This window comes from Burkholderia sp. HI4860 (assembly GCF_002223045.2).
Classification (GTDB): domain Bacteria; phylum Pseudomonadota; class Gammaproteobacteria; order Burkholderiales; family Burkholderiaceae; genus Burkholderia.
On sequence record NZ_NKFO02000001.1, the window covers coordinates 3,146,234 to 3,160,029 of the forward strand.

At 67.5% G+C, this 13,796-nt stretch carries 10 protein-coding genes and 1 pseudogene; 7 read left to right on the forward strand and 4 right to left on the reverse strand.

The window, feature by feature from the left end:
* Window positions 1–246: 246 nt before the first annotated feature.
* From CFB34_RS13995 to CFB34_RS14010, 4 genes and pseudogenes are all read left to right on the forward strand, one after another.
* On the forward strand, window positions 247–708 hold the full coding sequence (locus tag CFB34_RS13995; protein ID WP_089441974.1) for a (2Fe-2S)-binding protein: 462 nt from the start codon (window positions 247–249) through the stop codon (window positions 706–708).
* A gap of 2 nt (window positions 709–710) precedes the next feature.
* Window positions 711–2,921: a xanthine dehydrogenase family protein molybdopterin-binding subunit gene (locus CFB34_RS14000; RefSeq protein ID WP_089441973.1), complete on the forward strand. Its 2,211-nt coding sequence runs from the start codon at window positions 711–713 to the stop codon at window positions 2,919–2,921.
* Window positions 2,922–3,389: 468 nt separating this feature from the next.
* Window positions 3,390–3,788 carry a winged helix-turn-helix domain-containing protein gene (locus CFB34_RS14005; RefSeq protein ID WP_089441972.1) on the forward strand — a complete coding sequence of 133 codons (399 nt, stop codon included), beginning with the start codon at window positions 3,390–3,392 and terminating at the stop codon, window positions 3,786–3,788.
* Window positions 3,789–4,297: 509 nt separating this feature from the next.
* Window positions 4,298–4,492, forward strand: a pseudogene (locus CFB34_RS14010) (lytic transglycosylase); the annotation flags it as partial.
* Window positions 4,493–4,511: 19 nt separating this feature from the next.
* Here the strand turns inward: CFB34_RS14010 and asnB are convergent.
* Both asnB and CFB34_RS14020 read right to left on the reverse strand, forming a co-directional pair.
* A complete protein-coding gene (asnB, locus tag CFB34_RS14015) occupies window positions 4,512–6,479 on the reverse strand; it encodes an asparagine synthase (glutamine-hydrolyzing) (protein ID WP_089441971.1) in 1,968 nt (655 codons plus the stop codon).
* A 265-nt stretch (window positions 6,480–6,744) separates the two neighbouring features.
* Complete coding sequence (locus tag CFB34_RS14020; protein ID WP_089441970.1) at window positions 6,745–7,578, reverse strand: autoinducer binding domain-containing protein; 834 nt, start codon at window positions 7,576–7,578, stop codon at window positions 6,745–6,747.
* 283 nt (window positions 7,579–7,861) lie between these two features.
* Here CFB34_RS14020 and CFB34_RS14025 point away from each other — a divergent pair, with 283 nt between their 5' ends.
* The gene (locus CFB34_RS14025) at window positions 7,862–8,767 is read left to right on the forward strand and encodes a LuxR family transcriptional regulator (protein ID WP_089442224.1); all 906 of its coding nucleotides are present in this window, start codon (window positions 7,862–7,864) and stop codon (window positions 8,765–8,767) included.
* Window positions 8,768–8,894: 127 nt separating this feature from the next.
* Here the strand turns inward: CFB34_RS14025 and CFB34_RS14030 are convergent, their stop codons facing one another.
* Together CFB34_RS14030 and CFB34_RS14035 are read right to left on the reverse strand one after the other, a co-directional pair.
* Window positions 8,895–10,541 carry an NRAMP family divalent metal transporter gene (locus CFB34_RS14030; RefSeq protein ID WP_089441969.1) on the reverse strand — a complete coding sequence of 549 codons (1,647 nt, stop codon included), beginning with the start codon at window positions 10,539–10,541 and terminating at the stop codon, window positions 8,895–8,897.
* Between the two features lie 119 nt (window positions 10,542–10,660).
* Window positions 10,661–10,798 carry a hypothetical protein gene (locus tag CFB34_RS14035; protein ID WP_179243746.1) on the reverse strand — a complete coding sequence of 46 codons (138 nt, stop codon included), beginning with the start codon at window positions 10,796–10,798 and terminating at the stop codon, window positions 10,661–10,663.
* Between the two features lie 1,080 nt (window positions 10,799–11,878).
* Here CFB34_RS14035 and CFB34_RS14040 point away from each other — a divergent pair.
* Complete coding sequence (locus CFB34_RS14040; protein WP_089432988.1) at window positions 11,879–12,148, forward strand: hypothetical protein; 270 nt, start codon at window positions 11,879–11,881, stop codon at window positions 12,146–12,148.
* Window positions 12,149–12,273: 125 nt separating this feature from the next.
* Window positions 12,274–13,761 (forward strand): carbohydrate porin, encoded by a 1,488-nt coding sequence (locus CFB34_RS14045; RefSeq protein ID WP_089441968.1) that lies wholly within the window; start codon window positions 12,274–12,276, stop codon window positions 13,759–13,761.
* Window positions 13,762–13,796: the final 35 nt, after the last annotated feature.

Genomic DNA, 13,796 nt, shown 5'->3' on the forward strand with positions numbered 1-13,796 from the left:
CCAAGCCAAACGCCCCGAAGGAAGTCCCCTTGGGGGACAAGCGACGATCGACGCCGCAATACGGCCGGCAACGCACGTTCCCCTGTTTTGGATAAATTCATTCGTGGGGCTGGCCCCCAGAAGGGCCGATCGCGGCGTCATGCTCCTTGCGCTCGGCCCTTCTGGGGGCCAGCGCAAGCCCGCTATGAGCGTGAGCAGACCCTGTGACCGGGCGTATGCCGGGTTTTCCCCACGGAGACAATCACAATGCCTACCTCCTTTGTCCTGAACGGCAAGAACGTCACGCTCGACGCCGATCCGTCGATGCCCGTCCTCTGGGCGATTCGCGAACACGCGGGACTGACCGGCACGAAGTTCGGCTGCGGCATGGCGCAGTGCGGCGCGTGCACCGTGCATCTCGAAGGCCTGGCCGTCCGCTCGTGCGTGCTGCCGCTCGCCGGCATCGCGGGCAAGCACGTCACGACGATCGAAGGCCTGCAGAGCAAGCCAGCGCAGGCCGTGCAGGCCGCCTGGGTCAAGCTGCAGGTGCCGCAATGCGGCTACTGCCAGTCCGGCCAGATCATGTCGGCCACCGCGCTGCTCGAACAGAACCCGAAGCCGACCGACGCGGACATCGACGCCGCGATGAACGGCAACCTGTGCCGCTGTGCGACCTACGCCCGCATCCGGGCGGCGATCCACGACGCGGCCGCGACGCTGGGAGCCTGACCATGACGATCGAACTCGACAACACCGGGGCGGTGCGTCCGTCGCGCCGCACGTTCCTGAAGGCCGCGGGCGCCGCGGCCGCCGTCAGCCTGACCATCGGCTTCGACTTCAGCGGCTTCGGCCGCCGCGCGCTCGCCGCGCCCGCACCCGCCGCCGACTTCGCGCCGAACGCATTCCTGCGCATCACGCCCGACGGTACCGTCACGGTCATCGCGAAGCACGTCGAAATGGGCCAGGGCGCGTATACGGGCATCGCGACGATCGTCGCCGAGGAGCTCGACGCCGACTGGTCGCACGTGCGCGTCGAAAGCGCACCGGCCGATGCGAAACGCTACGCGAACCTCGCGTTCGGCACGATGCAGGGCACGGGCGGCAGCTCGGCCATGTCGAACTCGTGGCAGCAACTACGCGAAGCCGGCGGGAAGGCCCGCGCGATGCTGGTATCGGCCGCGGCGGCCCGCTGGAAGGTGCCCGCGAGCGAGCTGACGACCGCCAAAGGCGTCGTCACGCATGCGAAGAGCGGCAAGACGGCCGCATACGGCACGCTCGTCGCCGACGCGTCGACGCTGCCGGTGCCGGACAAGGTCACGCTGAAGCAGCCGGCCGATTTCAAGCTGATCGGTCACCCCATTCCGCGCGTCGACGCGTCGGCCAAATCGAACGGCACCGCGCATTTCACGCTCGACACGACCGTCCCCGGCATGCGCGTCGCGCTGCTGCAGCGCCCGCCGCGCTTCGGCGCGAAGGTGAAGTCGTTCGACGCGACGGCGGCCAAGGCCGTGCCGGGCGTCGTGTCGGTCGTGCAGGTGCCGGGCGGGGTCGCCGTCGTCGGCACCGGCTTCTGGGCCGCGAAGCAGGGCCGCGACGCGCTGAAGATCGAATGGGACGAAACGAACGCCGAAAAGCGCAGCTCGGACGAGATCATGCGCGAATACCGGCAGCTCGCCGACAAGCCGGGCACGTCGGCGCGCAAGGACGGCGATGCCGACGCGGCAATCACGGGCGCCGCGCGCAAGATCAGCGCGACGTACGAATTCCCGTATCTCGCGCATGCGCCGATGGAGCCGCTCGACGCGGTCGTCAAGCTGACGGCGAACAGCTGCGAGATCTGGGCCGGCGACCAGTTCCAGACCGTCGACCAGGCCAACGCGGCCCGGACGGCCGGCCTGAAGCCCGAGCAGGTGCAGATCCACACGCTGTACGCGGGCGGCAGCTTCGGCCGGCGCGCGAACGCGTGGTCGGACTACGTGGTCGAGGCCGTGTCGATCGCGAAGGCGCTCGGCGCGGACGGCCAGCCCGTCAAGCTGCAGTGGACGCGCGAGGACGACATCCAGGGCGGCTTCTACCGGCCGATGTACTTCCACAAGCTCGACGCGGGGCTGACCGCGGACGGCAAGCTGGTCGGCTGGCGCCACCGGATCGTCGGCCAGTCGATCCTCGCCGGCACGCCGTTCGAGGCGTTCATGGTGAAGAACGGCGTGGACGCCACCTCGGTCGAGGGCGCGGCGAACCTGCCGTACGCGGTGCCGAACGTGTCGGTCGAACTCACCACCACGAAGGTCGGCCTGCCCGTGCTGTGGTGGCGCGTGGTCGGCAGCTCGCACACGGCGTACGCGGTCGAGGCGTTCATCGACGAAGCCGCGCACACGGCCGGCAAGGATCCGTACGCGTTCCGCCGCGACCTGCTCGCGAAGGAGCCGCGCATGCGCGCGGTGCTCGACCTGGCCGCGCAGAAGGCCGGCTGGGATCCGGCCAAGCCGCTGCCGAAGGGCCGCGGGCGCGGGATCGCGGTCGCCGAGGCGTTCAAGAGCTATGTCGCGCAGGTAGCCGAGGTGTCGGTCGACGCGGACGGCAAGGTGAAGGTCGAACGCGTGGTGTGCGCGGTCGATTGCGGGATCGCGATCAACCCCGACATCGTCGCCGCGCAGATGGAGGGCGGCATCGGCTTCGGGCTCGGCGCGGCGATGCACAGCGCGATCACGCTGAAGGACGGCCAGGTCGAGCAGCGCAACTTCGACGGCTACCACGTGCTGCGGATGGCCGAGATGCCGAAGGTCGAAGTGCATATCGTGCCGTCGGCCGAAGCGCCGACCGGGGTCGGCGAGCCGGGCGTCGCGCCGATCGGGCCGGCGGTCGCGAACGCGATCTTCGCGGCGACGGGCAAGCGGCATTACGTGCTGCCGTTCGATTCGGCGGATAGCGCGAAGGCTTGAGGATGGCCCGGAACGCCGGCCGCGGGCGGAGACGTCTCGCGGCCGGCGTTTTTTTATTCAGGAGGCGGGCAGTGTAGGGTTCGATGGCGGCAGAAAACCACCCGTAACACATTGATTCGCATGAAAAATCCATCGACCCCATGCAGGGTTCGATGTAGGGTTCGATATCGGGTTCGCCATTCGGCTGCAGCGACACTCCGCCGGCCCGCCCCCCGCCTCGCCCCGCACGTTACGTCGGACGTAACGCCCGTAACGTCGCCGGCCGATGCTACGTAACAATCCTTCAAGGTTATCCCGCCCCCGTTTCTCCCCGCCCCGCGCCTCCCGTTAAAATTTCTTTTAAATTCAAGGCTGCCGCGCCGCCCCCACGGGCGCCGCCGCCGTTCGATCCCCGACGATCCGCTCCCTGGCCCGAAAGTTGCAGCACAGGACCCGCAAACACTCCTTTATGGACATGCGAGGGCCACCATGGATTGCAAATACCTGTACATCGACAACATAAAAATCAACTTCGTGCGCCGCACGATCGAAATCGACAACAAGATCATTGATGTGACGCCGCGTGAATTCGACGTCGTCGAATTCCTGCTCGACAACATGAACAAGATCGTGCCGCGGCAGGCAATCCAGGAAGCCGTGTGGGGTCGTGAACTCGGCGTGTCGTCGCGCACGCTCGACACCCATATCTCGCGTATCCGTTCGAAGCTGCAGCTCGATCACGACAAGAACCTGCGGATCATCCCGATCTACGCGGTCGGCTATCGTCTCGTGCTGTTCGGTGCGGCGATGACGCACGTCGAGCGCCACGAAGCCGCGCCGATCCTGCGCGCGGCGCCGCAGGCCGTGATGGCCGCCGACTACGCCTGACGCTTCCCCCGCGCCGCCCGCGCGCGGCGCGCCGGTCACGCTCCCCCCACCGCGCTGCGGCGATCCGCAGCGCCTCGCGGCCCGCTCGTCGGACGCGGCCTGCACGCGGCCCGGCCCGCCAGCCAGTCGCGACCCGACCGCCGCCTCCGGGCGGCGGTCGCTTTTGCGCGGCGGCAGCCGAACGTCCTCGCGCGTCACGCTTCGTCGCACCCGCTCCGTCCATCGCCGCCCATGCCACCGTCCATGCCCGTGACGACGGATTCCGGCGTGACACTCGGCCTGCGTCGTCCCTACAATCGACGCAGCAGCCGCGCGCCCTCCGCGCCGCCGGCCCCGGAACGAACGGAATGACCATGAAAATGCGCGCGTCGCGAACCGTTGTCGCCTGCCTGTATGCGCTGGTTGCGCTCATGTGCGCCACGCCGCCACCCGTTGCGCATGCAGGCGGCGACGGCGCGCTGCACGTCGCGTCGATGACGTCCGGCAATCCCGATGAAGACAGCGCCGGGCGCGACACGCCGCCCGCACGCCAGCGACGGATGGATGCCGCCGCGACCACCCCGCCCGAGCGCGCACGCCGGCAAGCGTCTCCCGCGGCGTCCGCCGATCCGCCTTCGTGCCATGCGCGGCCCGTGACGACGATGTGCCGCGGCCGGCACTCGAGCGCCGCGAAGCAGCGCTGCATGCGCTGCCTCGACGAGTGACGACGCGCGGTGCACCGCCTTATGCGGCGCGCTGCGCTTCCAGCCAGGCCTGGAACATCAGCACCGTCCACAACTGGTGCTGCCAGTTCATCCGGCCGGTCACGTGCTGCCGCCACAGGCGCTCGACCGCGGCCGCATCGAAGAAGCCTTCCTCGCGCAACCGCGACGGCCGCAGCAGCGCCTCGGCCCAATCCCGCAGCGCGCCGCGCAGCCAGTGGTCGACGGGCGCGCAGAAGCCCTGCTTCGGCCGGTCGATCAGCGCGGACGGCACGTACCGGTCGAGCAGCCGGCGCAGCAGCGCCTTCGATTGCCCTTCCGGCAAACGCACCGCCGCCGGTACGCGCCACGCGAATTCGACGACGTGATGATCGAGGAACGGCATGCGCGTTTCGAGGCTCACGGCCATCGCCGCGCGATCGACTTTCGCGAGGATGTCGGTCGGCAGGTACGTGAGCGTATCGATCGCCATCGCCTGCTCGGCGAAGCTCAGGTGCGCGGGCCACGCGGATGCGGTGTCGAGCGGCGTCGCCGGCTCCTGCCCCGACAGCGCGAGGCGCTCGGGATGATGCACCGACGACATCAGCAGCCGGTACAGCCCGATGCGGCTCTCGGCCGTCATCACGTGGCCGAGCTTGTGCAGGCGATCGCCGATGCGCGCGGCCGATTCGCGTGCCTCCACGCCGCCCCACGCACCCTGCGCGACGGCCGCGAGCTGGTCGGCATGATCCGGCCGCAACGCATGCAGCGCGGCGGCGATCCGGGCCCGCACGGCACCGGGGACCCGATGCAGCTTGCGCCACAGGCGCGGCGTCAGGAAGTAGCGCGTATAGCCGCCGAACAGCTCGTCGCCGCCGTCGCCGGACAGGCTCACCTTCACGTGCCGGCGCGTCAGCTCGGACACGAGAAAGGTCGGGATCTGCGACGCATCGGAGAACGGCTCGTCGTAGATCGACGGCAGCTTCGGCACGACGCCGAGCGCGTGGTCGGCCGTGACGTAGAGCTCGGTATGACGCGTGCCGAGGTGACGCGCAACCGCCTTCGCATACCCGGCTTCGTCGTAGCCGGCTTCATGGAAGCCGATCGTGAACGTATCGACCGGCGTCGACGATTGCGCCTGCATCAGCGCGACGATCGTCGACGAATCGACGCCGCCCGACAGGAACGCACCAAGCGGCACGTCGGCCTCCATCTGCCGCGCGACGGCCTGGCGCAAGACCGTGTCGAGCTGGCCGACGGCCTCCTCGGCGTTGCCCTCGAACGGCTGCGCGCGACCGTCCTCGATCGCCTGATCGAGCGTCCAGTACGCACGCAGACGCGGCGTATCGCGCGCATGCTCGAACTGGATATACGTGCCGGGCGGCAACTTGCGGATGCCACGATAGATCGTATGCGGCGCGGGCACGCTCGACTGGCGCAGGTACAGACACAACGCGTCGCGATCGATCGCGCCGTCGAAGCCCGGATAGCCGCGCAGCGCCTTCAGCTCGGACGCGAACACGAGCGCGTCGCCGATCCGGCCATAGTAGAGCGGCTTCTCGCCGATCCGGTCGCGCGCGAGCGTCAGCACCCGCGATTCGCGATTCCACAGCGCGATCGCGAACATGCCGGTCGCGCGCCGCAACGTCGCCTCGACACCCCACGCGACGATCGCCGCGATCAGCACCTCGCTGTCGGAGTGGCCACGCCACGCCGGTGCGCGCCCCGCGCGCTCGAGCTCCGCGCGCAGTTCGCGATGGTTGTAGATTTCGCCATTGAAGACGATGACGTAGCGGCCGCACGCGGATGCCATCGGCTGTCGGCCGTGCACCGACAGGTCGACGATCGCGAGCCTCCGGTGGCCGAGCGCGATGCCGGCTTCCGGATCGACCCAGATCCCCTGTCCGTCCGGCCCGCGATGCGCGAGGCTTGCCGTCATGCGCGCGAGCGTGCCGCGTGCTGTCTCCTCATCGAAGGCGACGCTATTCAGAAAGCCGTCGATTCCGCACATTGATTTGTCTGCCCCTGTTGACCAGTTCCGTCATGCATGGCGCAACCTCGCGGCCCGCCGTCCGGCGTGACGGTCGAGCCATATTACGAAGAAATAAATCAGCAATAATTCACTGGTGAATGCCGCAATCACTCGAAAAAAACGCTGTCAAGCAGCGTGCGTGCATCACGACGGTACGCGCGGCCGACGTGCCCCGCCGGGCCGGCCACGGACGGGCCGGCCCGGCGATCATCGGGTCACGCGGAAAAACGGGGAACGGACCGCGTCAGGACGGCAGCCGGCGCGCCGCCAGATACGCAAGCTGCGCGCGGTTCTGCACGTTGAAGAGTTTTTCGAGCGAGCGGATATGGTGACCGACCTTGTGCAGCGACGTGCGCAGCGCGCTCGCGATCTCCTGGTCGGACAGCCCGTGCACGAGACGGTCGAGCACCTGCTGTTGCTCGTCGCCGAGTGCGAAGCCGCGCATCCGTGCGATGCGTGCCTCGAGGAACGGCAACGCGACACGATGCACGGCGAGGCTCACCGACAGCGCACCGCCGATCACGCGATCGTCGATCCAGTCGGTGCCGTGCGTCTCCGATGTCACGTTCACCGCGACACGCAAATCGAGACGCGGCGCCGACAGGCCGAACAGCACGCCGCTGTTCATCGCGTGCGCGCGCAGATGGCCGGCGAGCGCCAGCATCTTGCGGTCGCCGCTGCCCTGCGCGGCCGCCTCGATCTCGTCGAGCCGCCACGCGACCGGAAAGCCGCTTTGCCGCACCTGCGCAAACCGCGGATCGCTCTCGTAGAGCATCCCTTCGATAAATGGCTGCATGAATGTCGCGGGCGCGAGGTCGCGCAGCAGATGCGCGCACAGGATGCGCCGCCCGATCATTTCGAAAGCGCCGTAACCGAGCGTACTGAAACCGATTTGCCGCAAGCGCGCATGGCATTGCGCGAAATCGACCGGAGCAAGGTCGGTTTTACCGGATTCAATTGAAGTGCCGGTAAAAACGTCGTGCCCGATTGCCTGATATTGATTCGAATAAGCCGCAGTCGTTGCGATATCGGCCTGCGAAAACCACTCGACGCGTGGTGCGCCGTCAGCATATGTCATGAGGAGCCCGCCCTTTCCCAATATGTGAACCTGCGCCCCGTCACGATCTGGTCTTTTCTTTTTGGATTGTCTGGTCTTCGTTATCGGCGTGCGAATAGGAATCTTCCGCCGCCATTAGTATTACGGCATATTACGCATACACAGGCATTTTTGTACAATGCCCCCGCGTTTCGTCAGGGATGACGATCGGCGCATATCACACGATGCTCGATCGCACCGCCACGAACGCCGTACACGATACGGCCGCCGCCAGGCGATGCGCGTCGATTCCGAGGGATGGCACATGTCCGATATTGCATTGCATGAAGAAGCGGTCGCCCCAACCTTTCCCCGCCCGATGCACGGGTTGAACGCGTGCCCGGACGTGCTGCGGGAGCGCCCCGTGCAGGTCGTCTGGTGCGACGACGTGAAGCGCGCCGAGCTCACGCAGCCGCACGCGCCGAAGCTCGGCGTCGCCGATACGCTCGCGCACGCGCAGAGCACGGCCGAACGCAGCCGCATCGTCGCGAGCCTGCTGCACCTGACGGGCTTCTCGACGTTCGCGTACTTCGCGCTCGAATTCGCGCATGAGCGCGTCGAAAGTCTCTACCTGCACGAAGCCTTCACGCCGGCCACCTATCGCGGCGACTACGTGCGGCACAGCCATCACGACATCGACCCGCGCACGCTCGGCGCGCGCGTGTGCAACATGCCGATCGTGTGGGACCTGCAGCAGTTGCGCCGCGAACACCGCGAGCGCGACGCCGGCCCGCGCGCGACGCCGGCCGCGCTCGACGGCTTCCTGCAGACGATGCAGGACGACGGGATGTGCAGCGGCATCATGTATTCGATGGCCGTGCCCGGTACGCGGCTGCATGCGTTCATGAGCTTCACCGCGCCGCGCCGCACGCGCGAATGGATCACGCCGGCGACGATCGAGCAGGCGCTGTCGATCGGGCTGTCGGTGCACAAGTTCGCGTCGCCGCAACTGATCTCGACGTCGCGCGAACGTGCGGTGAACGGGCTCACGCCGTTCGAGCAGGAACTGCTGCTCGGCATCGCCGAAGGCGCCTCCGACAAGGAGATCGGCCGGCGCCTCGACACGAGCGCACACAACGTCGACTATCACCTGCGCAAGCTGCGCAAGCGCTTCGGCGTCGCGAACCGGATCCAGCTCACGTACCTGACGTCGAAGCTCGAGCTGATCTGACGATCGCGCGGCGTGCGCGGCCTGTCACAAACGGACGCGTAAACGCACATGCCGGCCTCGCGGGCCGGCATGTACGGGTTGCGGCGCGGTGCCGGGTCCGGCGCCGCTTCCTGGAAGACGACCTGCGTTACTTCAGCAGCGTCATCTGCACTACCTTGACGATCACCAGACCGACCGCGATCACGAGATAGCCGCGCAGCACGGCCATCCACACGCGCGTCGTCATCGTCATCTTCTGCGGCTCGAGCGTCTCGAGCGGCGGCATGCGCCACGTGTCGCGCTGCGAACGGTCGACACCCGGTTCGACGACACGCTTGTTGCGGCGGATCAGCACCGTCGCGAGATAGCCGACGATCGCGAGCACGCTGCCGCCCACCAGCACGTCGAGGATCGCTTCACCGCTGATGTCCGGATACATCACCGATGCGGTCAGGATGATCGACAGCATCACGAGCACCCAGATCACCGCGCCGGTGAACACGTTGAGCTTCGTCGAGTTGATCCACGGGCCGAGCACCTGCTTGTCGTTGCAGAGCAGCAGCAGGAATACGGTGGCGCTCGGCAGCAGCACGCCCGCGAGCGTCTGCACGGCTTCCGTCAGCAGGCCCAGCGGGCTGCCCGGGATCAGCACCAGCGCAGCGGCGGCCGCGACGATGCCGAAGTAGACGAGATAGAAGCCCTTCGCGTCCGACACGTTGCGGTGCAGCGAGTGACGGATCTTGAACACGTCGCCGATCGCGTAGGCGGTCGACAGCGAGACGGCCGCCGCGCCGATGATGCACGCGTCGAGCAGCGCGACGGCGAACAGCGTCGCGCTCGTGCGGCCCGAATACTTCTCGAGGCCCGCGATGATGCCGCCGGCGTCGGTGAAGTTGCCGAATTCCGGATGGCCCGAGAACAGCTGGGCCGAGAACGCGATCATCGCGACTGCGCCAACCAGTACGAAGGCGATGCCGATCCACAGGTCCGCCTTTTCATACTTCATGAAGCGCGGGGTGATGCGCTTGTCGATCACGTAGCTCTGCTGGAAGAACAGCTGCCAGGGTGCGACGGTCGTACCGACGATGCCGATCACGAGCAGCATCACGTCCGACAGCTTCGAATGCGCGGGCCAGTTCGGGATGAAGAAATCGCGCGTGATCTGCCCGACCGGCGGATGGATCGCCACGAGCACCGGCACGAGCAGCAGGCTCAGCAGGCACAGCCCGATCGCGAACCGCTCGAAGCGCCTGAAGTCGCCCGTACTCACCGCGGCCATGGTCAACGCCGCGGCCACGCACACGCCGGCCACCTTCGGCAACCCGAAGAAATCCAGCACGAACGTGATGCCGATGAACTCGGTGACGATGGTGAGCGCATTGAGCAGGAACAGGTCGATCACGCTGAACGCGCCCCAGAACTTGCCGAAGCGCTCGAAGATCAGGCGGGCGTGGCCGACGCCCGTGACCGCGCCGAGGCGCAGCACCATTTCCTGGTTCACGTACAGCACGGGCACGAGCAGCAGCAGCGTCCACAGCAGCGTCGTGCCGTAGTTCTGGCCGGCCTGCGTATAGGTGCCGAATGCGCCGGCGTCGTTGTCGCCGACCATCACGATGAGGCCCGGGCCGATGATCGCAAGCAGCGTGCGCAGACGCGCCCACCACGTGCCGCGTGCACCGGTGTCGTGGCGTGCGATCGTGCCGAGCGCGCCGCGGATATCGCCCAGGTGGGCTTCGTCGAGCACGGCGCTGCGTTCGGCGGCGATCGGTGGAGAAACGTTGGATGGCGTGGACATGATTTATTCCGTACGGCTAAGGGTTATCTGAAGAGCGTGTGACCTTGGAATACGCGCGGGGCGGCCGCGCGATGGCGGCCGTGCGTGCGCATGCCGAGGCGCGCTCGGTACTTCCTGCTTCAGTGGATCAACGATTTCAGCTGGTTCAACAGGCGGGCGAACACCCGCGGACGGGCGTCGAGCGTCAGCATCGCTTCGTAGTGGTTGCGCGATTCGGTGACGTGCGGGAGATTCGACAGCAGAAGGCCGAAGTTCATGATCTGGCTCCGTGCGGCGACGGCAGGCTGCCGGCCGCGTGTGGGGCGCGGGGCCAGTCCGGGGCCTGAACGACGTGTCAGGCTAGTCGGCCGGATTGTCCCTGCGACCCGGGTTCAAAAGGGTCTGTGCGTGCAACGGGCATAAGGGACAACTGTCACTGTCGTTCATGGCGGCTCCTGTGCGGTGTTCCGGAGAACACGGTTGACCGCCGTCAGGCGGGCGGGCCGGCATTCGCGATGCCTGAAAAGGCGTGCGCGAACACGGCCGCCTGCCGGGCGGCGGTGAAACCGGCGGGCGCATGCGAAAACGCATCACGCTAACCGGCGCGAATCAGGGTGCACGTAGGGGGTTACTGCGGAATACTGCTGCGCGCACCGTTTGCCTGGGAGACAAACGGCGGCTTCGATGAGGCGCGGACGTCGGTCGCTCAGGCGGAAATTTCGTTCGAAGATCGACTACTGCAGGCGTCCAAGGCGGCGGCCCCAAGAGTGAAGATGGCGGATTCTATGGACGGCCCGAAAGTGAAGTCAACCCCTCGAAACCCCATTTCTCGAAATAAATTTCGCGCGCCGCGGCACTGAAAGAATTGCCCTTGAAAACACGTGGCGCAACCTTTCAGGGCATGCGGTGCAGCCGGGGGGCGATGCGTATGAACAACGCGGCGGCGCGTCCGGTCGCGCGCCTTCGTTGCCGATCCGTTGCCCGCCCCGTGCCGGAACGGGCCGCCGAAGTGCCCGCGCAACGTGCGCCATTTTTTATGCGTTTTTTACTTGCGCTGCAGCAAACGACGCGAATACAATCCGCCGCAATTCATCAAGGGAGTCCCTCCGTGGACACATGCTCTAGTTGCAGTTCGATGCCGGTCCAGGCCGGCCAAGCCATCGCGAGATAGCAGCCAGACGCATGTCTTTCGCCGCTAGCTCGCATTCGTCGGGTTAGCGCGCTTCCTCCCGAGCCGGTCATCGCCGGTTCGTCCGTTGCACGCTCCGTTACGTTCCACCCTCCGATCGCAGGCCGCGTCATGCGCCCGCGCTCGACCACGTCGTCCGGCCCGAGCCGGACACGACGGAGGCAGCGTCATGTTTTTTCAATCGTTCGCGGTCAGACTCAAGCGCATCGTGCATGTCGCATGCGACCGCTCATTCGTCTCCGGCCTGTCGCCGCTCGCCCACGCGTTCAGCAACTGGCGCGGCACGGCGCTCGCCCACGTGCCGGCGGCGCCCCGCCCGCTCGACTGCCTGCTGGTCGCCGTGATGGCCGCCGCGGTCGCCCTCGTCGCGCTGCTGTGCTCGGCCGCGCCGCGCCTCGGCTTCGCGCAGGTGGGCCGCATCGGCGGCTGGCTGCCGTAAGCCCCGCGGGCGTGCGGCAGCGCCACGCGCCAGGGGCCGCCGCGCGACCGTCTCGTCTCGCCACGCTTCCCGCAACACGTTTTCGTTTCTTCAGCCTAACTAATCAAACCGCCAACGGAACCCACATGAAGAACTACCTCGAACCCGTCCCGCGCAAGCTCCGCGTCAATGCGCTCGCCACGCTGCTGCTGTCGCTCGCCGCCACGTCCGCGTTCGCGCAAGCGTCGTCACCGGCCGCGGCCGAACCGGCGGCCGGCGCCAGCGACGCCGCCGCGCCCGCACAACAGGCCGCCGATGCTGCCGCGCCCGCCCCCACCGGCTTCTGGGAGCGCTCGAACCTGCTCGGCAACATGGGCGGCCTGCGCGACGTGCTCGGCGATCACGGCATCACGCTAAGCCTGCAGGAAACCAGCGAGTACCTGTACAACACGTCGGGCGGCACGCATCGCGGCGGCGCGTACCAGGGGCTCACGCAATTCGGTTTCAACGTCGACACGGGCAAGGCGGTCGGCCTGCCGGGCGGCACGTTCAACGTGTCGGCGCTGCAGATTCACGGCACCAACCTCACGCAGCGCTATCTGCAGACGCTGCAGACCGCGACCGGCATCGAGGCGAATTCGACCACGCGCCTGTGGGAACTCTGGTACCAGCAGTCGCTGCTCGACGGCAAGGTCGACGTGAAGGTCGGCCAGCAGAGCGTCGACCAGGAATTCATGGTGAGCCAGAACGCGGCGACGTTCATGAACGCCACGTTCGGCTGGCCCGTGCTGCCGTCGACCGACCTGCCGGCCGGCGGCCCCGCGTACCCGCTGTCGTCGCTCGGCGTGCGGCTGCGCGTGAAGCCGTCCGATGCGTGGACCGCGATGGTCGGCGTGTTCGACGGCAACCCGGCCGGCCGCAGCGACGGCGATGCGCAGGTGCTGAACGCGCACGGCACCAACTTCAACCTGCGCAGCGGCGCATTCGTGATCGGCGAAGTGCAGTACGCGCTGAACGCGCCGCCCGCGGATCCGAAGGCGCCGCAACCGGCCGGCCTGCCGGGCACGTACAAGCTCGGCTTCTGGTATCAGTCGCAGCATGCGAACGACCCGCGCTACGGCACCGATGGCCTGTCGCTCGCGGATCCCGCCAGCAACGGCATTGCCGCGACCCATCGCGGCAACTACTCGTTCTACGCGGTCGCGGACCAGATGGTATGGCGGCCGTCGGCCGACAGCCCGCGCTCGGTCAACGTGTTCGCGCGCGTGATGGGTGCGCCGGGCGACCGCAATACCGTCGATTTCGCGGCGAACGCAGGCGTGACGCTCAAGGCGCCGTTCAAGGGACGCGACAACGACGTCGCGGGCATCGCGGTCGGCTACGCGAAGATCGGCTCGCATGCGCGCGGCCTCGACGGCGACACCGGCGTCTACACGACGCCCGGCTATCCGGTGCGCCGCGCGGAGACGGTCGTCGAAGCGACGTACCAGTACCAGGTCACGCCGTGGTGGCAGCTGCAGGCCGACCTGCAGCACTTCTTCCGTCCGGGCGGCGGCATCCCGAACCCGAACGCGGCCGGCGCGCGCATCGGCGACGAAACGGTCGTAGGCGTGCGCACGACGATCACGTTCTAAAGCAGGCCCGAAGCAAACACGGGCCGGACGGCCGC